This window comes from Streptomyces sp. NPDC017202, assembly GCF_044331705.1.
Taxonomy (GTDB): domain Bacteria; phylum Actinomycetota; class Actinomycetes; order Streptomycetales; family Streptomycetaceae; genus Streptomyces.
On sequence record NZ_JBIRNP010000020.1, the window covers coordinates 96,652 to 117,933 of the forward strand.

General features: G+C 74.1%; 16 protein-coding genes and 2 pseudogenes. 3 read left to right on the top strand and 15 right to left on the bottom strand.

Annotated elements, in window-relative coordinates:
• Positions 1-204 precede the first annotated feature (204 nt).
• The 14 genes and pseudogenes from ACH4N1_RS28640 to ACH4N1_RS28705 all read right to left on the bottom strand — a co-directional run bounded on the left by ACH4N1_RS28640 (position 205) and on the right by ACH4N1_RS28705 (position 17,743).
• Positions 205-3,579: a pyruvate carboxylase gene (locus ACH4N1_RS28640; RefSeq protein ID WP_398101512.1), complete on the bottom strand. Its 3,375-nt coding sequence runs from the start codon at positions 3,577-3,579 to the stop codon at positions 205-207.
• Positions 3,580-3,656: 77 nt separating this feature from the next.
• Positions 3,657-4,115, bottom strand: coding sequence for a hypothetical protein (locus ACH4N1_RS28645; RefSeq protein ID WP_398101515.1), 459 nt, complete (start codon positions 4,113-4,115; stop codon positions 3,657-3,659).
• Positions 4,116-4,247: 132 nt separating this feature from the next.
• The gene (locus ACH4N1_RS28650) at positions 4,248-5,090 is read right to left on the bottom strand and encodes a lysozyme (RefSeq protein ID WP_398101518.1); all 843 of its coding nucleotides are present in this window, start codon (positions 5,088-5,090) and stop codon (positions 4,248-4,250) included.
• A gap of 125 nt (positions 5,091-5,215) precedes the next feature.
• Complete coding sequence (locus ACH4N1_RS28655) at positions 5,216-5,410, bottom strand: hypothetical protein (RefSeq protein WP_382788562.1); 195 nt, start codon at positions 5,408-5,410, stop codon at positions 5,216-5,218.
• Positions 5,411-5,582: 172 nt separating this feature from the next.
• The gene (locus tag ACH4N1_RS28660) at positions 5,583-6,236 is read right to left on the bottom strand and encodes a beta-glucanase (protein ID WP_398101521.1); all 654 of its coding nucleotides are present in this window, start codon (positions 6,234-6,236) and stop codon (positions 5,583-5,585) included.
• 329 nt (positions 6,237-6,565) lie between these two features.
• On the bottom strand, positions 6,566-9,364 hold the full coding sequence (locus tag ACH4N1_RS28665; RefSeq protein ID WP_398101524.1) for a hypothetical protein: 2,799 nt from the start codon (positions 9,362-9,364) through the stop codon (positions 6,566-6,568).
• The gene (locus ACH4N1_RS28670) at positions 9,361-10,473 is read right to left on the bottom strand and encodes an AAA family ATPase (protein WP_398101526.1); all 1,113 of its coding nucleotides are present in this window, start codon (positions 10,471-10,473) and stop codon (positions 9,361-9,363) included. The genes ACH4N1_RS28665 and ACH4N1_RS28670 overlap by 4 nt, the downstream gene beginning before the upstream one ends.
• A gap of 58 nt (positions 10,474-10,531) precedes the next feature.
• Complete coding sequence (locus ACH4N1_RS28675) at positions 10,532-12,010, bottom strand: VWA domain-containing protein (RefSeq protein WP_398101529.1); 1,479 nt, start codon at positions 12,008-12,010, stop codon at positions 10,532-10,534.
• Positions 12,007-13,383, bottom strand: coding sequence for a hypothetical protein (locus ACH4N1_RS28680; RefSeq protein WP_398101606.1), 1,377 nt, complete (start codon positions 13,381-13,383; stop codon positions 12,007-12,009). Before ACH4N1_RS28680 ends, ACH4N1_RS28675 begins: the two co-directional genes overlap by 4 nt.
• Before the next feature lie 81 nt (positions 13,384-13,464).
• Positions 13,465-13,983, bottom strand: a pseudogene (locus ACH4N1_RS28685) (hypothetical protein); the annotation flags it as partial.
• Between the two features lie 221 nt (positions 13,984-14,204).
• Positions 14,205-14,825: pseudogene (locus ACH4N1_RS28690) on the bottom strand (flavin reductase family protein).
• A 50-nt stretch (positions 14,826-14,875) separates the two neighbouring features.
• Complete coding sequence (locus tag ACH4N1_RS28695) at positions 14,876-15,316, bottom strand: Lrp/AsnC family transcriptional regulator (protein WP_366056408.1); 441 nt, start codon at positions 15,314-15,316, stop codon at positions 14,876-14,878.
• A gap of 51 nt (positions 15,317-15,367) precedes the next feature.
• Entirely contained in the window at positions 15,368-16,717 is a 1,350-nt protein-coding gene (locus tag ACH4N1_RS28700) for a transaminase (RefSeq protein WP_398101533.1), read from the bottom strand.
• 273 nt (positions 16,718-16,990) lie between these two features.
• The gene (locus ACH4N1_RS28705) at positions 16,991-17,743 is read right to left on the bottom strand and encodes an anti-sigma factor antagonist (RefSeq protein ID WP_398101536.1); all 753 of its coding nucleotides are present in this window, start codon (positions 17,741-17,743) and stop codon (positions 16,991-16,993) included.
• 125 nt (positions 17,744-17,868) lie between these two features.
• On the opposite strand from ACH4N1_RS28705, the gene ACH4N1_RS28710 reads away from it, so the two are divergent.
• Positions 17,869-18,210: a helix-turn-helix transcriptional regulator gene (locus tag ACH4N1_RS28710; protein ID WP_398101539.1), complete on the top strand. Its 342-nt coding sequence runs from the start codon at positions 17,869-17,871 to the stop codon at positions 18,208-18,210.
• 379 nt (positions 18,211-18,589) lie between these two features.
• A complete protein-coding gene (locus tag ACH4N1_RS28715) occupies positions 18,590-20,182 on the top strand; it encodes an NlpC/P60 family protein (protein ID WP_398101542.1) in 1,593 nt (530 codons plus the stop codon).
• A gap of 38 nt (positions 20,183-20,220) precedes the next feature.
• Here ACH4N1_RS28715 and ACH4N1_RS28720 read toward each other — a convergent pair whose 3' ends face one another.
• Entirely contained in the window at positions 20,221-20,394 is a 174-nt protein-coding gene (locus tag ACH4N1_RS28720; RefSeq protein ID WP_366056413.1) for a hypothetical protein, read from the bottom strand.
• Positions 20,395-20,611: 217 nt separating this feature from the next.
• Here ACH4N1_RS28720 and ACH4N1_RS28725 point away from each other — a divergent pair, with 217 nt between their 5' ends.
• The gene (locus tag ACH4N1_RS28725; RefSeq protein ID WP_398101546.1) at positions 20,612-21,247 is read left to right on the top strand and encodes a class I SAM-dependent methyltransferase; all 636 of its coding nucleotides are present in this window, start codon (positions 20,612-20,614) and stop codon (positions 21,245-21,247) included.
• The last annotated feature ends 35 nt before the right edge of the window (positions 21,248-21,282 follow it).

The following is a 21,282-nucleotide window of genomic DNA, read 5'->3' on the forward strand; positions in this document are numbered from 1 at the left end:
GCCCCGGGGGGCCCGCGGCCCCCCCCCCGCCGCGCCGGGGGCGGCCCCCCCCCGCGGGGGGGGGGCCGGCCCCCCGGGGGGGGGGGGGGGGGGGGGGGGGGCCCCCCCCCCCCCCCCACGACGAGGGCTCCGGGCGGTGCGTGGCCGCCGGGAGTGACCGGCCGTGGCCGCACGGCCGGGGCGGGCCGGGCCGCCCCGGCCGGGTCAGCCCACCTCGACGAGCAGGTCGCCGCCCTCCACCTGCTGGATGCGGTTGATGGCCAGGCGGTCGACCCGGCCGCCCCGCGGGGCGGTGATGGTGGCCTCCATCTTCATCGCCTCGATGGTGGCGACCGTGGCGCCGGCCTCCACCTCGTCGCCCTCGGCGACCGCCAGGGTCACCACGCCCGCGAACGGCGCCGCGACATGGCCGGGCTTGGACCGGTCGGCCTTCTCGGTGACCGGGATGTCGGAGGCGGCCGCCCGGTCGCGTACCTGGATGGGCCTGAGCTGGCCGTTCAGGGAGGACATCACGGTGCGCAGGCCGCGCTCGTCGGCCTCGCCCACCGCCTGCAGCTCGATCAGCAGCCGCACGCCGGGCTCGAGGTCGACGGCGTACTCCTTGCCCGGCCGCAGTCCGTAGAAGAAGTCCTTGCTGTCCAGGACGCTGGTGTCGCCGTAGGCCTGGCGGTGGGTGTCGAACTCGCGGGTGGGGCCGGGGAACAGCAGCCGGTTGAGGGTGGCGCGGCGGGACTTCTCCAGGCCCTCCCGGTCCTCGCCGGTCAGCTCCGCGACGGGCTTGGCCTCCGTGCGGCCCCGCAGGGCCTTGGTGCGGAACGGCTCCGGCCAGCCGCCGGGCGGGGTGCCCAGTTCGCCGCGCAGGAAGCCGATGACGGAGTCCGGGATGTCGTACGTGTCGGGGCGGGACTCGAAGTCGGCCGGGGACACGCCGGCGCCGACGAGGTGCAGGGCGAGGTCGCCGACCACCTTGGACGACGGGGTGACCTTCACCAGGCGGCCCAGGATGCGGTCGGCGGCGGCGTACATCGCCTCGATGTCCTCGAAGCGGTCGCCGAGGCCGAGCGCGACGGCCTGGGTGCGCAGGTTGGACAGCTGTCCGCCGGGGATCTCGTGGTGGTAGACGCGGCCGGTGGGCGAGGCGAGGCCCGCCTCGAAGGGGGCGTAGATCCGGCGGACGCTCTCCCAGTACGGCTCCAGGTCGCCGACGGCCTGGAGGTCGAGGCCGGTGGGCCGGTCGGAGTGGTCGGTGGCGGCGACCAGCGCCGACAGCGACGGCTGGGAGGTCGTCCCGGCCATGGAGGCCACGGCGCCGTCGACGGCGTCCACGCCGGCCTGGATCGCGGCGAGGTAGGTGGCGAGCTGGCCGCCCGCGGTGTCGTGGGTGTGCAGGTGCACCGGCAGGCCGAACTCGCGGCGCAGCGCGGAGACGAGGGTGGCGGCGGCCGGGGCGCGCAGCAGGCCCGCCATGTCCTTGACGGCCAGCACGTGGGCGCCGGCCTCGACGATCTGCTCGGCCAGGCGCAGGTAGTAGTCGAGGGTGTAGAGGCGTTCGTCCGGGTCGGACAGGTCGGAGGTGTAGCAGAGGGCGACCTCGGCGATCGCGGTGCCCGTCTCGCGCACGGCGTCGATGGCGGGGCGCATCTGGCCGACGTCGTTGAGGGCGTCGAAGATGCGGAAGATGTCGATGCCGGTGGCGGCGGCCTCCTGCACGAAGGCGTCGGTGACCTCGGTCGGGTAGGGGGTGTAGCCGACGGTGTTGCGGCCGCGCAGCAGCATCTGGAGGCAGATGTTGGGGACGGCCTCGCGCAGGGCGGCCAGCCGCTCCCAGGGGTCCTCGGCGAGGAAGCGCAGGGCGACGTCGTAGGTGGCGCCGCCCCAGCACTCCAGGGAGAGCAGCTGGGGCAGGGTGTGGGCGACGGCCGGGGCGGCGGCGAGGAGGTCCTTGGTGCGCACGCGGGTCGCGAGCAGCGACTGGTGGGCGTCGCGGAAGGTGGTGTCGGTGACGCCGAGCGTCGGCGACTGGCGCAGCCGGCGGGCGAAGCCCTCGGGTCCGAGGTCGACGAGCAGCTGCCGGGAGCCGGCGGGCGGCTCGGCGGCGGGCAGCGGGGGCAGCTTGGTGACGGGGTCGCCCAGGTCGGGCCGTTCGCCGTGCGGCTTGTTCACGGTGACGTCGGCGAGGTAGGTGAGCAGTTTGGTGCCGCGGTCGGCGGAGGAGCGGGCGGTGAGCAGGTGCGGGCGTTCCTCGATGAACGAGGTGGTGACCCGCCCGGCCCGGAAGTCGGGGTCGTCGAGGACGGCCTGGAGGAACGGGATGTTGGTGGCCACGCCGCGGATGCGGAACTCGGCGACGGCGCGCCGGGCGCGGTTGACGGCGGTCGGGAAGTCCCGCCCCCGGCAGCTGAGTTTGACGAGCATCGAGTCGAAGTGGGCGCTGATGTCCGTACCGGCGTGGGTGGTTCCGCCGTCGAGGCGGATGCCGGACCCGCCCGGCGAGCGGTAGGCGCTGATGCGGCCGGTGTCGGGCCGGAAGCCGTTGGCGGGGTCCTCGGTGGTGATACGGCACTGCAGGGCCGCGCCGTGCAGGGTGACCGTGTCCTGCGACAGGCCGAGGTCGGCGAGGGTCTCGCCGGAGGCGATGCGCAGCTGGGCCTGGACGAGGTCGACGTCGGTGACCTCCTCGGTGACCGTGTGCTCGACCTGGATGCGCGGGTTCATCTCGATGAAGACGTGGTTACCGTCGCGGTCGAGGAGGAACTCGACGGTGCCGGCGTTGCGGTAACCGATCTCGCGGGCGAAGCGGACGGCGTCGGCGCAGATCCGGTCCCGCAGCTCCGGTGCCAGGTTCGGGGCGGGCGCCAGTTCGATGACCTTCTGGTGACGGCGCTGGACCGAGCAGTCGCGTTCGAAGAGGTGGATGACGTTGCCCTCGCCGTCCGCGAGGATCTGCACCTCGATGTGGCGGGGGTCGACGACGGCCTTCTCCAGGAAGACGGTGGGGTCGCCGAACGCGGAAGCGGCCTCGCGGGAGGCGGCCTCGATGGACTCGCGCAGCCGGTCGGGGTCCTCGACGCGCCGCATGCCGCGTCCGCCGCCGCCGGCGACGGCCTTGACGAAGATCGGGAAGCCGATGGTCCCGGCGGCGCGGAGCAGTTCGTCGATGTCGTCGGAGGGCTGCGAGGAACCGAGGACGGGTACGCCGGCGGCGCGGGCGGCGGCGACGGCGCTGGCCTTGTTCCCGGTCAGTTCCAGGGTGCGGGCGTCGGGCCCGACGAAGGTGATGCCCGCCTCCTCGCAGGCGCGGGCCAGTGCGGGGTTCTCGGAGAGGAACCCGTAGCCGGGGTACACGGCGTCCGCGCCCGCCCGGCGCGCCGCGCCGACGATCTCCTCCACGGACAGGTACGCCCGGACCGGATGTCCCGGCTCACCGATCTCGTAGGCCTCGTCGGCCTTCAGCCGGTGCAGCGAGTTGCGGTCCTCGTGCGGGAACACCGCGACGGTGCGCGCGCCCAGCTCGTAGCCGGCGCGGAAGGCCCGGATCGCGATCTCGCCACGGTTGGCGACCAGCACCTTGCGGAACATCCTGGATCCCTTCAGCCTGCCGGTGACGGCACCATGGTGTCGGTGCCGTCACCGGAGTGCCATGTGAGTCGGGCCACTCACCCTCGCGTCTCCCCCGTTTCCGGGCGGGCGGTGTGGTCGGGATGACCGGCGGTACGGCGGGCTTCCTTCATCTCCGCCTCGTGGAGGTGGTCCCGGCCCTCGGCCAGCTCGTCGACGGCGGCGCGCTCGAGTCGCTTGAACGCCTCGTAGTACGTGCGGTCGTAGGCCTCGACGATCTGGAAGGTCCAGTGGCCGGGGATGACGTTGCGGCCGAGGATCTCGGTGGAGACCTGCTCGGCCCATTCGTCGTGCCCGGCCCTGCGGAGCAAGGCGACCGCCTCGTCCAGCTGGAGGTCGGCGGTGCCGGTCAGCTGGTGGAATCCGTAGAGGTGGCCTCTGGCCCGCTCCGTCGTCTCCAGTGCCTTGGACAGTGCGCCCAGGGCCTTCACGGTGTCGTCGCTCACCCCTTCGGGGCGGCGGTGGTCGCGGTCGGGTCCGTCGTGGTGCGTGTGCATGGTCTCGCCTGTCCCCCGAACCGGACCGGTCATGCCCGGTGCGGTCCGGGTCGTCGGATGCCCGACGGCGGTACGGCGGGCCCGTCGTCGTGGGCCGGGGGCCCGTCGCCGTCAGCCGTCAGCCGTCAGGCGTCAGCCGGTGGCCAGTTTCCGCAGTCCGTCCGGGGTGCCGTTGAACCGGTCGTGGTCGCCGACGGTGGGTCCGGTGGAGGTGTACTGCCAGAAGGTGTGGTACGCCCAGCCGGCCGGGAGGGTGCCGGGCGTGGCGGCGTACCGGGCGATCCACAGGGGGTTGGTGGCGGCGAACCCGGCGTGGTTGCCGGTGCACTGGGTCCACCAGCTGGTGGCGGTGTAGATGACGGCGTCGCGGCCGGTGCGGGCCTTGTAGCGGGCGAGGAAGCTCGCGATCCAGGAGACCATCGAGGCGTGGGTCTTGCCGAAGCAGGCGTCGCCGTAGGGGTTCCACTCGATGTCGAGGACGCCGGGCAGGGTCGTGCCGTCGGGGGTCCAGCCGCCGCCGTGGTCGACGAAGTAGTCGGCCTGCGCGGCGCCGCCGGAGGTGTCGGGCGTCGCGAAGTGGTAGGCGCCGCGGAGCATGCCGACGGCGCGGGAACCGCTGTACTGCTGGGCGTAGTAGGGGTTGGTGTAGGAGGTTCCCTCGGTGGCCTTGACGTAGGCCCAGGTCACGCCGGAGGCCCACAGCGTCGCCCAGGCGACCTCCCGCTGGTGGCTGGAGACGTCGACGCCCTCGGGCTGGGCGGCCGCGCGGGTGTCCGGCGAGCCGGTCCGGCCGTCGTGGAGGACGACGCCCATGCCCATACGGGCGGTGCCGCGGGCGGGGGCGCCGGGCGGCTCCCCGCCGGGGGCGGGCGGGGATATGGGCTGGTGCGCGGAGAGGAGCACGGACAGGACGACCGGCAGACCGGTCGCGTACAGACGCAGGCGGCCGAACGCCGCTCTCATGGGCCTTCGCATGCCTCCCATCTGATGTGCTGTCGCGGGTGCCCGCACCTTTTCGTCCCCCCGTCGGCCGTACCCCCCGGGCGACGGGGCCCGGGGGGAGGCGCGACGCGGGAGGTCCCGCGGTGAGGCCGGCCGGATCAGTTCCGGTCGGCGTCCAGGAGCGTCTGCAAATGGACCATGCAGGGGGTGCAGTGGCGGTCGGTGGTGTTCGTGGCCGCCGCGCCGGTGGCGGAGACATCGGTGCCGCACAGGCTCGTCCCGTGGTGCGGGACCACCACGTGCCACACATGCTCACCGCCACCCGACGCAAGGCCCACCTTCATCTCGTACACGGCTCGTCCCTTCTGTCGGGCGTACCTCCAGAAGAGCGCGCGCGGCGCCCGGCGTCCCCCTGGAGCGGGCCATTCGGGGGAGGCCGTAGCCCGGCCGCACCGCCCGGGTGGCCGGCCGGCGCGGGCCGTGGCACAGTGCCCCGCACGCCGGCCGGCCCGCGGGGCGTCGGGCTCAGGTGTCCCGGTGGACGGTGAGGGAGGCCACCTCGAAGGACATCTCCGTCACCTCCGGGTCGGGCTCCGGGTGGTAACGGCCGGCGCACACCGAGAGGTTGACGATGAGGTAGGCGTGCCACCGCCGGCCGACGCCGCGCCGGTCGGCGAAGACCACCTCGCCGTTCAGGGACCACACGACGTTGCGGGCGCCGAACTCGACGGCGAGGTCGATCCAGGCCCCGGGGCCGACCGCGTCGTCGCGGTGGTAGCGGTGGGCGGCCCGGACGTGGTTGGAGAGTTCCAGCAGGTCCGGGTTGTCGGGGTGGTACTCGAAGACGTCGATCTCCTGGTCGCCGTCGCGCCAGGTCCAGATGGCCGGCCAGGCCCCGGTCTCGACGGGCAGCCGCACCCGGGCCTCGAGCCGGTCGCCGGTACGGGCCATGAAGCCCTCGTCGCTGCCTTCCGTGGTGAGCAGCCCCGTGTCCCAGAGGCCGTCATCGCGTCGGGTGGCCCGGAAGGTGCCGGTCCGCGAGTAGGCGGGGTCGGCCACGAGGTGGTCGAGTTTGTTGTCGTCGGGGTTGACGGGCCCTCCGTCGGGATAGGCCCACGAGCGGCCCGCGACCCACTGGTGGTCCGAGGCGAAATCGGCTCTGAAACAGACGTCGGTCACCGGCGTGCTCCTCGCCCTCGCGCGTTCTGTCACGGAGGGTCTGCCCTGTGCACCCGCACGCATACGGCCGCCGTCCGTGAACAACCCGGGTGAGGGACCCCGGCCCGCACGGGTGCTCATCTTCCGCACGGGAGTGCGGAGTCGGGCACCGCCGGCGCCACTGCCGGGGCCCGGCAGTGACGGCGCCCGGCATCGTCGGGGCCCGGCAGTGACGGCGCCTGCCCGGTACGGGCGGGCCGGTACGGGCGGGCCGGTACGGGCGGGCCGGTACGGGCGGGGGGGGGGCCCCCCCCCCCCCCCCCCGGGGGCCGGGCCCCCCCCCCGCCGCGTCAGCCGGCCGCCAGCAGCGCCGCCAGCGCCGTCGCGGTCCCCGGGTGACCGGTCAGGAGCGCGGCCCCCCGCGGGGCGTCCGCCGCGGGGCTCTCCCAGGCGCCCTCGCAGCCGAGCAGCCCCGCCAGCGCGTCGCACGTCGCCGGGTGCGCGGCGAGGAGGGCGGCACCACGGGCCGCGCCGCCCGGCCGGCCCGTCGGGACGGCCGCGGGCTCCTGCGGGGCACGCCACGGCGGCACCCAGGAGTCCAGCTCAGCCAGCCGGGCCGGGAAGACACGGCCCGCCTCGCGGATCAGCAGCGGGGCCAGCTCCGCGCCGCCCGCCCGCAGGCTGGTGATCAGTGTCGGCAGCCAGGGCAGCAGCACCGGGTCCGGGAGCCGCGCGAAGGCGTTCGACACGGCCTCCACGACGAAGTCCGCCAGCTGCGGCACCGGTTCCAGGGCGTGCACGAACCCGCTGAGGTAGCGCGGGTAGGCGGGCACCACCAGGGGGTTGCCGAGCAGTTCGTCGCAGCGGGCCCGCAGCGTCGTCCGGGACAGCGTGCCGAGGTGGGTCTGCGCCGCCCACAGCAGTGCCGTGCGGGACGGCTCCCCCGGATGGGACTGGGCCAGGGCCAGCTCCAGTTGGGTACGGTCGCAGCCCAGGGAGAGGGCGAGGCCCTCCATGCTGAAGAGGAACCCCAGCATGGCCGCGACCTGCCGGACGGTGGCGTCCTCGTCGGTGAACGCCGTCGGCAGCAGCGTGCAGTAGTGCGCGTAGCCGGTCTTGACGAAGGACTCGATCCACGGCGGCAGGACCGGCTCGGCGGTGCGGTAGTACGCCAGCAGGCGGCGCACCCGGCGCAGTACCTCGGGGGCGCCGTCCACGCTGCGCTCCGCCGCGAGGACCTCCAGGGCGCGGGTGCCCAGCTCGTCGGCGAGGCGACGGCTGCGCAGGTGCAGGACGGCGTCCTCGACGGTCTCCAGGACCTGTGCCGTCGTCGCCTGCGGGGCGTACGCGGCGCGCCGCAGCCGCTGTTCCAGGACCTGCTCGATGCTGACGCCCTCGTAGCCGAGCTCGATGAGGGCGCGCTGGTGGGTGCCGAGGGCCAGGTCCCAGGACTCCTGGATGGCGCGCTCCCCCAGGCGCCGGTCGCCCATGATCGGCCGGGCGGCGCCCGGGGGCAGCAGCCGGCGCAGCATCCACAGCACGTCGGAGCAGCGCTCCAGTTCGGGCCGGGCGGCGATGTCCAGCAGGGCGCGCTGCACGCCGCGCTGCTGGAGCCTGAGGTTGAGCGGGGCGAGCCGGTCGTGGACGTCCCGGGCGAGGGGCGGCAGGGCGTCGTAGCCGACCTGGCCGATCCGGTCGCCGCCCATCATGATCTCGACGAGCCGGCCGATGTCGCGGCGCCCCGGTACGGTCTCCTTCTCGATGCAGGTGACGGCCGCGTCCTGGAAGTCGTACGGGGTCGGGCGGACCCGGTCGCGCATTCCGGCCAGCAGGATCGACGTCTCGAACACGGCGATGGCGTCGGCGGTGGAGGCGAGGTAGCCGTTGCGCCGCGCGGCCCGCACGATCTCCACCGACCAGCCGAGCAGTTCGGCCTCGTCGAGGGGGTCGAGGGCGGGCGGCCGCCGGAGGAACCCGGTGAGCCGGTCGGCCGGCGGGGCCTGGGCGGCGGGCGGCGCGGGCACGGCCGCCTTCCTCGGCCCGGTGCTCCTCTTCGTGCCGGCCTGCCCCTCCAGGCGGTACGGCCGCACACCGGTCCGCTTGAGGTTCTTGGCCCATTCCGACGCGGCGATGGACACGGATCCGGCGGCGAGGCCGAACTGCGCCTCGATCGCGGCGTGGCTGGAGGGGATGAGTCCGTGCCGCCATGTGGTGGGGGTGGGCGGGGTGATGGTGAAGGTGCCGCCGCCTTCGACGCCGAACTCCTCGACGCGGCTGGCGGCGTGGAACGCGCCGCAGACATAGAGGCAGTCGGCGGGGTCGGTGCCGGTGGCCGCCAGGTGCTCGCGCATCCGCGTCCACATGTACCGTTCGCGGTCCTCGTCGACCCGGACCCGGCGCTGGTCGCCGGGTGCCAGGCGCCGGAAGAGGCTGCCGATGAGCAGCATGACCTGCCGGTAGGTGTCGTGGTCGCTGTCGCCGAGCGGCAGTTCGACGTACTGGTGCCACCACTCCGACCAGTGCCGCACCCGGCCGTGGCGCAGCAGGTGCTCCTCCAGTTCGGCGAAGCGGGGCCGCAGGTCGCCGATCTCGACGCCGACGGCGTCGCCGTGCAGGACGCTCTCCTCGTCGGCGGGCGGGGTGTCCGGGTCGGTGTCCGCGGCGGGCGGGGTCTCCCACTGGAACACGTGGTCCGAGGAGCGGTCGACGAGGACGAGCTCGACGCCCGGGGTGTCGAGGGCGTAGGCGATCGCCTGGTACTCGGCGGAGGCCTCGGTGACCGGGGCGACCACCGACAGCGGTGACCAGTCGGCGGGGAAGCCCTCCACCTCGGTCGCGAACGCCTGCAGCGCCACCGGGAGGCGGCAGTTGCGCAGTTCGGTGAGGAGGGGGGCCATGTCCTCGCACAGCTCCAGGTAGACCACCTTCGGCTGCTTCTCGCGCAGCCGGCGGGCCATGGCGAGCGCCGAGGCCGGGGAGTGGTGGCAGACCGGGAAGATCTCCAGCGGCTCGCGCACGGCGCGCTCGACGTCGTCGACGATGCCGCGGAGGATGCCCTCCAGGGCGCCGGGCCCGTCGGCGAACGTGGTCGCCGCGTCCTGGAGCTGGGTGCGCAGGGCGCCGAACGTGCCCTCGGGCGGGGCGCTCACGACAGGGTCGCGATCGCGTCGCGGCCGCCCTCCAGGAACTCCGGCCAGGAGCCCCCTTCCTCCTTGCTGCGCGGCTCGACGACGCCGTGCAGGTACTTGTTGAGGATGGCGAGGTCCTCGGGTTCGCGGCGGGCGAGGGAGCCGACCAGGGAGGAGGCGAGGGTGCGTGCGGTCAGGGCGCGCTCGCCGAAGAAGTTGCTGTGCAGGACGGCGTCCTCCAGGACACCGATCTGCTCGGCGGTGGACAGCGCGGACTCCAGCTTCTCGTCGTCGCCGGACGCCGCGGCGGAGGAGGCGCGCAGGTCGGCGAAGCTCTGCAGCAGCACGTCCAGCAGGGTGGGCGGGACCTCCAGTTCGATCTGGTGGCGGCGCAGCAGTTCCTCGGTGCGGAAGCGGACGATCTCCGCCTCGCTCTTCTTGTTCGTCACGACGGGGATGCGGACGAAGTTGAAGCGGCGCTTGAGGGCCGAGGACAGGTCGTTGACGCCCCGGTCGCGGCTGTTGGCGGTGGCGATGACGGAGAAGCCCGGCTTGGCGAACACGATGCTGTCGCTGTCGAGTTCGGGGACCGAGATGTACTTCTCGGACAGGATGGAGATCAGGGCGTCCTGGACGTCGCTGGTGGAGCGGGTGAGTTCCTCGAACCGGCCGATCGTGCCGGTCTCCATCGCGGTCATGATCGGCGAGGGGATCATCGATTCGCGGGACTGGCCCTTGGCGATGACCATGGACACGTTCCACGAGTACTTGATGTGGTCCTCGGTGGTGCCGGCGGTGCCCTGGACGACCTGGGTGGAGTTGCGGCAGATGGCGGCGGCGAGCAGCTCGGCCAGCCAGCTCTTGCCGGTGCCCGGGTCGCCGATGAGCAGCAGGCCGCGGTCGGAGGCGAGGGTGACGATGGCCCGCTCGACGATGCCGCGGTCGCCGAACCACTTCTGGGAGACGTCCCGGTCGAGGCCGTCCGCGCGCTCGGAGCCCAGGACGAACAGCCGGATCATCTTGGGCGACAGCCGCCAGGAGAACGGCTTGGGGCTGTCGTCCACCGACTCCAGCCAGTCCAGTTCCTCGGCGTACTTGATCTCGGCGGGGGCGCGCAACAGGTCGGACATCGACAGGCCTTTCTGCGGAAGGGCGAGAGGGAGGAGAGAGAGGGGCGGGGCGGGCGTCTCAGGTGAGGAACGTCTTCAGCTCGTGCACGAGCTTGCGGATGTGACCGGAGAGCACGGGTGTGCCGAGGTCCTTGAAGCGTTCCCGGAACCAAGGGTTGACGCTGCCGCGGCCGGAGCTGGTCACCGAGCCGACGGGGATGAACTTGACCCCCGAGCGGTGCAGGGCGGCCATGCTGTCGTAGAGGGGTTCGCCGCGCCACTCGTAGAAGTCGGAGATCCACACCACGACGGTGTTGCGCGGCTCGGCGATCTTCGGCTGGGCCAGGGCCATGGCGACGGTGCCGTCGGTGCCGCCGCCGAGGTTGGTGCGCAGGAGCGTCTCGAAGGGGTCGTGCACCCAGGGAGTCAGGTCGAGCGCCTGGGTGTCGTACGCGATGAGGTGGACGTCGACCTTCGGCAGCCCGGCGAAGATCGAGGCCAGGATGGTGCAGTTGACCATGGAGTCGACCATCGAGCCGGACTGGTCCACCACGACGACGAGCCGTTGCGGTGTGGTCCTGCGGGCGGTGTGCCGGTAGTAGAGGCGGTCGACGTAGAGCCGCTCCTCCTCGGGGCTGTAGTTGGTGAGGTTCTTCCAGATGGTGCGGTCGAGGTCGAGGTTGCGGAACACCCGTTTCGGCGGGACGGACCGGTCGACGGCGCCGACCGTGGACTTCTCGACCTGGGTGCGCAGCACTTCGGCGACCTCGTCGACGAACCGGCGGATCAGCGCCTTGGCGTTGGCGAGGGCGACCCCGGACAGGTTGTTCTTGTCCCGCAGCAGTTGCTCGATCAGCGACATGCTCGGGGTGAGCCGGGCGGCGAGCGCGGGATCGGCGAGCACCTCGCGCAGGTGCATCCGCTTGACCAGGTCGCCTTCGAGGGCGCCGAGTTCGGGTCCGATCTGCGGGATCAGCCGGCTGAGGTCCGGGGTCCGGCCGTTGCCGCCCGAGCCGGTCGGGCCGACTCCGCGGCCGCCGCCGGCCCGTCCGCCGCGCAGGTCGCCGGGCGAGCAGCCGAGCGCCCGCTCCAGCCAGCCGGCGTCGGACTGCCAGCGCGCGAGCCGACCCGCGCTGACGGCTCCGGTGCCGGTGGCGAAGACGTTGAGCAGCACCTTGGAGACGAGGGCCGCGCGCCGCACCTCGGCCGGACGGTCACGCGTGTCGTCGGCGTCGGCGTCGGCCGTCGGGTCGGCGGCATCGGGTTGGGGTTCGGGTTCGGGAACCATCAGGCCGTCGAACTCGGCGGCCAGCTCCGGGTGGCGCTGCACGAGGGAGTCGACGGAGGCTCCCGGGTCCAGCAGCGCGGGCGGCAGGCCGATGTCCTCGACGACGGCGAGGCTCGCGGACTCCAGCGCGGCCTGCTCCTCCGGGTCGAAGAGGCGGGCCAGGAGCCGCCAGTAGAGGACCTGGCGGCGGTTGTCGTGGCTGTCCTGCTGGTCGTGGGGTGTGGTCTCGGTCTCGGCCGGGTGGCGGCCGCCGGTCTCGGGCTGGGTCATTTGCGCAGCAGCCTTCCCGCCCGCTCCCGCAGGACGGTCACGGCGTCCGTGGCGGCCTTCTCGGCCTTGGCGCCGGTCTTGTCGGTGGTGCCGCCCGCCCAGGCGCCCGCCTGGAGGGCGGTGGTCTTCCTGCGCACCGTGGTCTCGACGGCGAGCGGCTGGAGGTGGAACGCGCCGTCGTCCCAGCGCAGCAGGCCGATGCAGGCACCGGAGGCGGCCACCGCCGCGGGGGTGAGGGGACCGGCGGCGGGGATGCGGTCGGTGTCCACGGCGAGGGAGTGGCCGGCGAAGCCGAAGGCGATCGTGGAGTCGCCGTCCTGCCGGGTCGCGTAGCCCTCCAGGAACACCGGTTCGGCCAGGCGCGCGGGGTGGCGGTCCAGCGGTGCTGTGGGTGGTGCCGTGGCGGCCGGGAGGGCGACGCGGGCGGTGGCGAAGGCGTCGGCGGGTTCGCCCGCGCGGGCCCGGTCGTCGTCCCAGATCAGGTCGCCGTCCTCGGTGAGGGGCATGTCGGTGAGCTGCATGGACCGGCCTTCGCCGAGGGCGGTGAGCAGCGCCAGGTGGGGCCGCAGGAGCTGCCAGACGCCGGCCGCGACGACGGTGTCCGGCTTGGGCACGGAGACGCTCGCGCGCACCAGGCGGGCCGGGCCGCCGTCCGCGGGCTCGAACACCGCGTGGACCTGCGCCTGGGCGGCCGTCGCGTGTTCGTGCAGGTCGACGCCGAGGGGAAGCAGCCGGCCGGTGGCGGGGGCGGCCGGTGCCGGTTCGGCGGCGCCGGGCCGGGTGAGCAGCAGGGCGCGTGCCCACAGGTCGCCCCAGCGGCGGGCGGGGAAGCGGTCCAGGGCGGCGCCGGGGCAGGAGGCGGCGAGTTCGGCGGCGAAGCCGTCGAGCAGGGTGGCCAGTCGGCGCAGTGCGGGGTCGGGCAGCATCGCGGAGACGATCTGCGCGGCCGAGCCGACGAGTTCGTGGTCGATGCCCTGCCAGCCGGCGCGGGCGAGGTCGGCGAGCCAGGTCCGGGCGGCCAGCAGCAGGTTGACGGTCGGTGACGGCGCCGGCGCGGGTGCCGCGGCCTCGCCGCGGGTGCGGCCGGTGCTCTCGTCGGCGCGGGCCGTCAGGGCGTCGTGCGCGGCGCCCAGGAGGGCGGTGCGGGCGGCGGCGAGGGCGACGAGGTGGTCCTCGCCCGCGGCTCCCGCCGCCGCCTTCTCGACGGCTTCCGCGACCCGGGCGGCCAGCGGCGAACCGGCCACGGCGTCGGCGAGTTCCGTCAGGTCGGCGACGCGGGCGGGCTGCGGGCGGAGCAGGCCCGCGACGAGGGCCCGGTCGAAGGCGTCGACCGCCGCCAGTGCCTCGTCGAGTCCGTCGACGGGGGCGGTCAGCGGGTGCGCGGGCCCCGCTTCCGCTTCCCCTTCCGTGACGGCCGCGGGCGCGGGCGCGGGCGCTCCGGGGGCGTCCGCCGTCCTGGTCGGCGGGAACCACTGCATCTCGGGCAGCGGGGCCGTGGTGGGGGCGAGTTCGAGGTAGGCGAGGTGCCGCAGGAAGCGGCTGAAGACGGAGGCCGCCGAGGTCTTGCCGTCGGCCGGGGCGGGCCGGGCGGCGGTCACGGCGCCGGTGATGCCGGGGGCCGTCGCCTCCCCGCCGGCCGGCTCGACGCGCAGGTAGCGGGCGACGCGCTCGGCGCCGTACTGCAGGACGGCCTCGGTGATGAGGGCGCGGATGTGGTTGCAGTACGAGCCGCGCGCACCGCCGCAGGGGCGGTTGTTGTTGGTGCTGCACGCGAACGCGTACGTCCCGGCGGCCACCGAGGAGACGTACACGCGCTCGATGTCCGAGCCGCTGGAGACGACGCCCTGGAGGCGTCCGTCGGCCAGTTCGACGAAGGGGACCTTGGCGAGTTTGCGGGGCCGCGCGGGCGGCACCACGCGGGCCGTGCTCGACTTCTCCCAGTCCGACAACGCACCATCTCCTTTGCGGCACAGAACCCGGTCGCGCCGAGTCGGCGCAGCACAGGGGGGCTGTCGCACCGGAGTCGGTGCGACAAGAACGAAGCTATCGGTGACCACTGACAACGCCCCTCGGTCACCTGTGCGGAGCGGCTCCGGCGCCCTTCACCCGCCGCCGGACAGGCGGGTGGTGGGGGCCCGGCGCGGTGTCGGACGCCTCGGCCGAAGCGGGATCAGGTGCGAAGTCGGGTGCGGGATCAGGTGCGGGGCCGAGTGCCGGGCCAGTCGCAGTAGGGGATGCGGGCGAGTTCGCCGACCTCGCCGACGGTGCTCCACTCGTCGCCGCCGAGCCGGGCCAGTGGCCGCAGCCTGCGGATGTCGGGCCGGCCGTCGACGACGGCGTCCTCGTGCACGGCGGCGTGCACGACCTGCCCGAGGACCAGGGTGGAGTTGCCGATGCCCAGGGTGGAGTGGAGCCGGCATTCGAGCGCGACCGGAGAGGCGGCCACGCGGGGCGGCGCCACGAGCAGCGAGGGCTCCCGCTCGATGCCGACGGCGTTGAACTCGTCCACCTCTGCGGGGAAGTCGACCGCGCTGGCGTTGATCTGCTCGAGGAGCGGCTCGGGGGCGAGGCTGACGACGAACTCGCCGGTGGCCTCGATGTTGCGCAGCGAGTCCTTGCGGCCCACGGAGGTGAACTGGACGATCGGCGGGTCGGTGCAGGCCACGGTGAAGAAGGAGTGCGGTGCGAGGTTCGCGGTGCTGCCGTCGGCCGCCAGGGTCGACACCCAGGCGACGGGCCGGGGTACGACGACGGCGGTGAGGAGCCGGTAGAAGGCTCAGGCGCCCGTGCGGTCGAGGGAGTGGTCGATGCGCATGGCGCCCGTTCCACCGGACCGGCCGGGTCCCGGCGCCTGCCGCCCCGGCCTCAGCCGACGTCCCAGAGGAAGCGGTGGGTGTGGATGGCGAAGTAGGGGAACGACTGGACGGCGGCGACGCCTTCGAGCTGCCGGACGGTGTCGTTGACGAAGTCCAGCAGTTCCTTGGCGGTGGGGCTGACGACCTCGGCGAAGAGGTCGAACCCGCCCGAGGTGAGCACGGAGTAGACGACCTCGGGGTGGCCGGCGAGCGCGTCGGCGACGGGCCGCGGGTCGCCGTCGGCGGTGATGCCGAGGAGGGCCATGGCCTGCCCGCCCATGGCCATCGGGTCGGTGACGCCGACGACCTGGACGGCGCGGGAGTCCAGCAGGCGTTGCAGTCGCTGCCGGGCGGCGGACGCGGAGAGTCCGACCCGGGGACCGAGGTCGGCGTACGCGATGCGTCCGTCGGTCTGCAGTTCGCGCAGGATGGCCCGGTCGATCTCGTCCACGGGGTGTGTCCTCTTCCTGTCCTGTTCCTGTCCTGCGGTCGGCGGGGGCGGTCAGCCGGCCAGTTCGGCCAGGGCCGACGCGAACAGCTCGGTGTGCGTGTCCACGTCCTGTTCCGTCGTGTCGGGGCACATGAGGGCCATGTTGTGGAACGGGGTGAGCAGGATGCCCCGGTTGGCGAGGTAGAGGTGGAGGAAGTCCTCCAGCTCGGTGTCGCCGGCCGCCGCGGCCTCGGTGCCGGTGCGGGGCGCCGGGGCGGTGAAGCGGTACTCGGTGCGGGCACCGAGGCGGCTGACGGACCAGGGCAGGCCGTGGGCGTCGATGCCGGCCCGGACTCCGGCCTCGAAGCGCTCGGACAGCTTGTGCATGTGGGCGAACGCCTCGTCGGTGAGGACGTGTTCGAGGGTGGCGCGGGTCGCGGCGACCGACAGGGCGTTGCCCGCGAGGGTGCCGCCGACGCCGCCCATGTCGACGAGGTCGAGGTCGTCGCGGCCGAGGAGCCGGTCGGCGAGGTCGGCGGACAGTCCGTAGGCGCCCGCCGGGATGCCCCCGCCGATGGCCTTGCCGATGGTCAGGACGTCGGGCTCCAGGTCCCAGGCGGCGGTGCAGCCGCCGGGTCCGGCGGAGAAGGTGTGCGTCTCGTCGTTGACGAGGAGCGCGCCGTGCCGGCGGGTCAGTTCGCGTACGCCCGCGAGGTAGCCGGGCTCGGGCAGGACGATGCCGATGTTGGTGAGCGCGGGCTCCATGAGGACGGCGGCCACGTCGCCGTGGGCGAGTTCGCGCTCCAGGTGCTCCAGGTCGTTGAACTCGGCGACCCGGCTGGTGAGGGTGACGTCGCAGGGCGCTCCGACGTTGCCGGGGCGGGCCCGGCCGTTGCCGTCGGTGCCCGTCACGATCAGGGACTCGTCGACGCTGCCGTGGTAGCAGTAGCTGTTCACCAGGATCTTCGGGCGGCCGGTGACGGCGCGGGCGAGGCGGACGGCCCAGCGGTTGGCGTCGGTCGCGGTGAGCGAGAAGCTCCAGCGGGTGAGCCCGAAGCGGCGGGACAGCTCCGCGCCCACCCATTCCGCGTCCTCCGTGGGCAGCATCGCGGTCGCGCCGCCGAGCACGGTGAGGCGCCGGTGCACGGCGTCGCCGACGGCGGCGGGAGAGTGGCCCGCCATGGCTCCGGTGTCCCCGAGGCAGAAGTCGATGTACTCGTGCCCGTCGAGGTCGCGGACGCGGGCGCCGCGCGCGGAGTCCAGGTAGCGGGGGAAGGCGCCGGCCGTCTTGTTCATCCAGGTCATCGGCACGCGTCCGAAGAGGTGGTCGGCGCGGTCGTGGGCGGCCCGGGAACGGGGGTTGTGCCGCTCGGCGTCCGCGCTCTCGCGGGCCAGCAGGTGACGCAGTCGGGCACGGTCCATGGCACACCCCGGATCGACGGAACGAGCGAACACCCGGAACCTACGACCGAAAACGAGAGAAAAGCAAGGCTCGACGATCGATTCGACGGCCGTGACACTCGAATCCGCTGCCGACGCGACCGCCCCGCGCGAGCAGGGCTTCGGCGTGATCGCCCGCCCCTCGGACCCGGACCCGGCCCCGGCGTCGGCACGGCGGTCGTGACGTTCGGCCCCAGGGCCGGCACGACGGTCGTGACGTTCGGACCCGGCGCCGGCGCGGCCACCCCGTCCGGCTCAGCCGTCGACGCGGCCGGCCCCCTCCCCCGCCGGGGACGCGGAGCGGACCCGGGCGACGGCCGCCGCCACCTGTTCCCGGACGGCCTCCGGCGGCGGGTCCCCCTCCACCGCGTCGACGAGGTCGCGGGCGAGGTGGTGCAGCTTGGTGTTGGTGTGCTGGGAGGCGTCGACCAGCACCCGCCAGGCGTCCTGCGCGCTCAGACCGAACGAGGCCATGAGGATGCCGCGGGCGAGGTCGATCACCGGGCGGGTCCGCATGGCCCGTCGCAGCTGGACGACCTCGGCGCGCAGGTCCTGCTCGCCGCCGGGCCCCTGCGGCGGGCCGGGGTCGGGGGCGCCGGGCGCGTCGCCCGCCGGGTCGGCGTCGGCGAACAGCGGCGCCGTGCCGGTCAGTTCGAGGAGCCGTTCCACCGCGGGGGCGGCCGAGCGGACGACGACCTTCTTGCCCTGCCGCAGGCCCCGCTCGCGCAGTTCGAGCAGCACGTTCAGGGCGGCGCAGTCGCAGAACACGACAGCGCCGAGATCCAGTTCCACGGCGCCGGCCGCGGCGGCCAGCGCCGCGCGCAGGGCGTGCTCGAGCTGCTCGGTGGCGTCCAGGTCCAGCTCGCCGCGGATCTCCACGGCCACCCGGTCGCCCCGCGCGTGCAGGGAGACCCAGGGCACCGGCCGGACGTGCGGCGTGCCGCTCGCCCCGGCCCTCGGGCCGCCCTCTCCCGCGCCGCGCTCCGTGTCGTACGCAGGCTCTCCCATGACCGCCTCCCCGGTCACCGTCCTCACCCTCACAGATTCACTCCGATACCCGGGATGCGTCAACTAATACACGAAGCACATTTCCGGTTTTCGTTTACGTGAATCCTCGGTCGTACGATTGCGCCATGGACGGAGCGCCCGCATCGCACCCCGGATGGACGTTCCTGACGAACCACGCCCGCGTACTGGCGGTCATCGCGGACAACCGGACGGCCCGGATCCGCGACATCGCCGCGCGCTGCCGGCTGACCGAGCGCGCCGTCCAGAAGATCATCGCCGACCTGGAGCAGGACGGGTACCTGTCCCACACCCGGGAGGGGCGCGGCAACACCTACCGGATCGAACCGGGCAAGGTGCTGCGCCACCCGGCCGAGGCGGGGCTGACGGTGGCCGCCCTGCTCTCCCTGCTCGTCCAGGACGAGGCGCACCGCACCCGCGATCCCGAGCCGGGTGACGGCGGGGCGTGACCGGGCCGGACCGCCACGGCCGCGCGCACCGCCCGCCAGGAGGTCAACTCGGGAAGGACCAAACGCCGTTGCGGCGAAGAGAGACCAAGGTCACGAATACGTATCGGACATTTGACCCTCGAATCTTCACACCAGCCACACAAGTTGGCTAGGTTGACGCAAGGCCGCACGACCGACTCCGGCGAACCCCGCCGGCCGCGCGGCCTCCGCCGAGTCCGGGGCACCACGTGCCGCGGCCGGAGCCGGGACCGTTCACCCCCGGGGTGAGACGCTCGACCGCCCGACGGGGAGGGCGAGCACGGGAGCACCTTGCCGCAAGGGCCGTTCCCGGACCCACCGCCCCCCTCGGCCGGCGGAGCACGGAAGGAGTACGTCTTCCATGGCGACGGATCGCACCGCGCTCCCGACGGGCACCGGTTCCGCACGCATCGAGGACGCCGGCGTGCCGAGCCGTGCGGAGGTCCAGCAGCGGGTCAGCGCCCTGTACGACCGGGCCGAGACCGACACCGGGACCTTCAACGCCACCCGTGCCCGGTCGGGCGGAGGCGGCCGCCGGACCGTCACCTCCGTCGCCAACAGCGGGCGGCCGGCGTCCGACCCCTCGCTGGAGGCCGTGACCCGCCAGTGGTTCGACATGGCGCGCAGCCGGCTCGGACCGACCACCCCGGCCACCCTGCCCACCGACCGCCTGCCGGACCGGCCGGCGCCCGTGCCGCGCCCGCGGAGCGCACCGGAACTGCCGCCCGGCGGCAGTGCCGCGCGGGAGCTGGAGGCGGGTGGCCGGCTCGAACTGGAGGCGGGCGGCCGACGCGCACCGGAGCTGACCGGACGGACCCCGGCCGCACTGCCGGCGGCACCCGACGGCGCGGTGCGGGCGCCCGGGGCCCTGCCGTCCGCCCCGGCGGCTTCCGCTTCCTCCCCCGCAGCGGCCGCCCCGCAGGCGTCCCTGCGCAGCGGCAAGGAGACCATCCGGCGGAAACTGACCGTCGCCCGCGAGGTGCTGGCCCGCGCCGTCCCGCAGCCGGTGCAGCCGCTCCCCGCGATCGAGTCGCGGCCGGTGGAGCAGGCCTGGGACACCGGGCAGCAGCCGGCCCACCGGCCCGGGACGGACACCTGGACGGGACAGCGGACCGACACCGGGGACGACGCCCTGACGGCGACCGGCCGCAACGCCGTCGTCCACGCCGCCGAGACCGGCTCCCCCGTGCCCGCCGCGGAGTGGGGGACGCCCGCGTACGGCTCCCCCGTGCCCGCCGCGCGGCCGGGGTCACCCGCGTACGGCTTCCCCGTGCCCGCCGCGGACTTCGCCGTGCCCCAGCCTCCGCTGGCGGCGCCCACGAACGCCTTCCCGGAGCCCGAGACGGGCCTCCTGGCGGCCAGTTACGGCGATCTCCTGGCCCCCGCGCCCGGACCCACCGCCCCGGTCGTCCCGCCCCAGTCGGTCCAGGCCACGCTTCCGGCACCGGAACCGGCCTTCGCCGGCGCCGGGTTCGCCCTCCCCGTCCCCGAGATCGGCCTCCCGCTGCCCGAGTTCACCCTCCCGACCGAACCGGCGGCCGCCCCCGCCCCGCCCGCCCTCGGCGTCACCACCCACGCGACCGGGACCGGGTACCTCGGCAGGGCGGACAAGGCCCTCGCCTTCGCCCGCGCCCAGATCGGCAGACCGTGCGTGACGGGTGCCACGGGGCCAGAGTCGTACGACTGCTCCAGCCTCACCCAGGCCGCCTGGCGGGCCGCGGGGGTGACACTGCCGCGCACGGCGCTCGACCAGGCGCGGGCCTTCACCCGGGTCGACCTGGACGACCTGCGCCCCGGCGACCTGGTCTTCTTCCACGACGACCTGAGCCACACCGGTCTGTGCACGGGCGACGGCATGATGATCCACGCCCCGGGCCCCGGCGCGGCCATCCGCGAGGACTCGGTCCACGCTCTCGGCGAAGGCGCCCTGCGCGGAGCGGTGCGACCTGCCTGATTCCGTCCCGCCCGGTCACCCGGTGTGACGAGAATCGCTCACCGTACGCCCGAGTTCGCCCGCATCTGCTGCCGGCGAGCGTTGTTGTAGACGCGCAGCAGGTGCTTCGAGACCGCGCACGGCACGGCGTCGTAGTGGCACTGCCGACAGGTGCGGGCGTGCTCCTCGTAGGTAGCAAGGGCTTGCTGCAGGGCGTCCTCGGGCGAGGTCATCGGGGGTCCTCCGAAGGGAACGACGGTCACGGGGCCCCACCTACCGACCAGTAGGCCCCTCTCAGAAGGAAGAGTGGATCATGTTACTGACGGTAGTGGAAACTCGGATTCCGCCTGCTCGCGGAAACCAGCCACGGCGCGTCCGGCCCGCCCCTACACTGAGGCGCCGTCAGGGCCGCGCGGGCGCGGGGCCCGCCCACCACGACGGGAGGCCGGCGTGACCGGCGAGGACGGGAAGCGGCGCGCGGCGGCGGTGTTCGACGCGCTCGGATCCGGGTACGAGAAGGCCTTCGCCCACTCCGAGGGGCATCACCGATCGTTGCGGTGGCTGCTCGGACGGCTCGCGCCGGGCAGCCGGGTGCTGGACGTGGGCAGCGGGACGGGCCGGCCGACGGCCGAGACCCTGGCGGACGCCGGGCACGACGTGCTGGGCGTCGACGTCTCCCCCGTCATGGTCGGCCTCGCCGCCCGGCAGGTCCCCCGGGCGACGTTCCGGTGCGTCGACGTACGGGAACTGCCGCTGGAAGATGGCTCGTTCCACGCGGTCTGCGTCTACTTCTCCCTGCTCCAGATGGACCGCGCCGAGCAGGGCGCACTGGTCGGCCGGCTGGCACGGGCCCTGGTGCCGGGCGGCAGCCTCGTCCTCGCCACGGTGCCGCTGGACGTGGAGGGCGTGGAGGCGGTGTTCATGGGGCAGCCGGTGCGGGTCACCAGCTTCGCCCGCGACGACCTCGTCGAGACGGTGAGCGGCGCGGGGCTGACGGTGCTGGCCGAGGAGAACCTGCTGTTCACCCCCGACCATCCCGAGGCCGTACCCGAGCCGCACGTCTTCCTGCACTGCGGACGGCGGTAGCCGCCTCCGGCCCTCGCCTCAGCCGTCCCCGCCCT

Bases quoted from the DNA above. Each gene is read 5' to 3' on its own strand.
- ACH4N1_RS28700 (WP_398101533.1), bottom strand. From the start codon at position 16,717: ATGGACCGTGCCCGACTGCGTCACCTGCTGGCCCGCGAGAGCGCGGAC.
- ACH4N1_RS28650 (WP_398101518.1), bottom strand. From the start codon at position 5,090: ATGCGAAGGCCCATGAGAGCGGCGTTCGGCCGCCTGCGTCTGTACGCG.
- ACH4N1_RS28715 (WP_398101542.1), top strand. From the start codon at position 18,590: ATGGCGACGGATCGCACCGCGCTCCCGACGGGCACCGGTTCCGCACGC.
- ACH4N1_RS28720 (WP_366056413.1), bottom strand. From the start codon at position 20,394: ATGACCTCGCCCGAGGACGCCCTGCAGCAAGCCCTTGCTACCTACGAG.
- ACH4N1_RS28640 (WP_398101512.1), bottom strand. From the start codon at position 3,579: ATGTTCCGCAAGGTGCTGGTCGCCAACCGTGGCGAGATCGCGATCCGG.
- ACH4N1_RS28705 (WP_398101536.1), bottom strand. From the start codon at position 17,743: ATGGGAGAGCCTGCGTACGACACGGAGCGCGGCGCGGGAGAGGGCGGC.
- ACH4N1_RS28675 (WP_398101529.1), bottom strand. From the start codon at position 12,010: ATGACCCAGCCCGAGACCGGCGGCCGCCACCCGGCCGAGACCGAGACC.
- ACH4N1_RS28645 (WP_398101515.1), bottom strand. From the start codon at position 4,115: ATGCACACGCACCACGACGGACCCGACCGCGACCACCGCCGCCCCGAA.
- ACH4N1_RS28670 (WP_398101526.1), bottom strand. From the start codon at position 10,473: ATGTCCGACCTGTTGCGCGCCCCCGCCGAGATCAAGTACGCCGAGGAA.
- ACH4N1_RS28710 (WP_398101539.1), top strand. From the start codon at position 17,869: ATGGACGGAGCGCCCGCATCGCACCCCGGATGGACGTTCCTGACGAAC.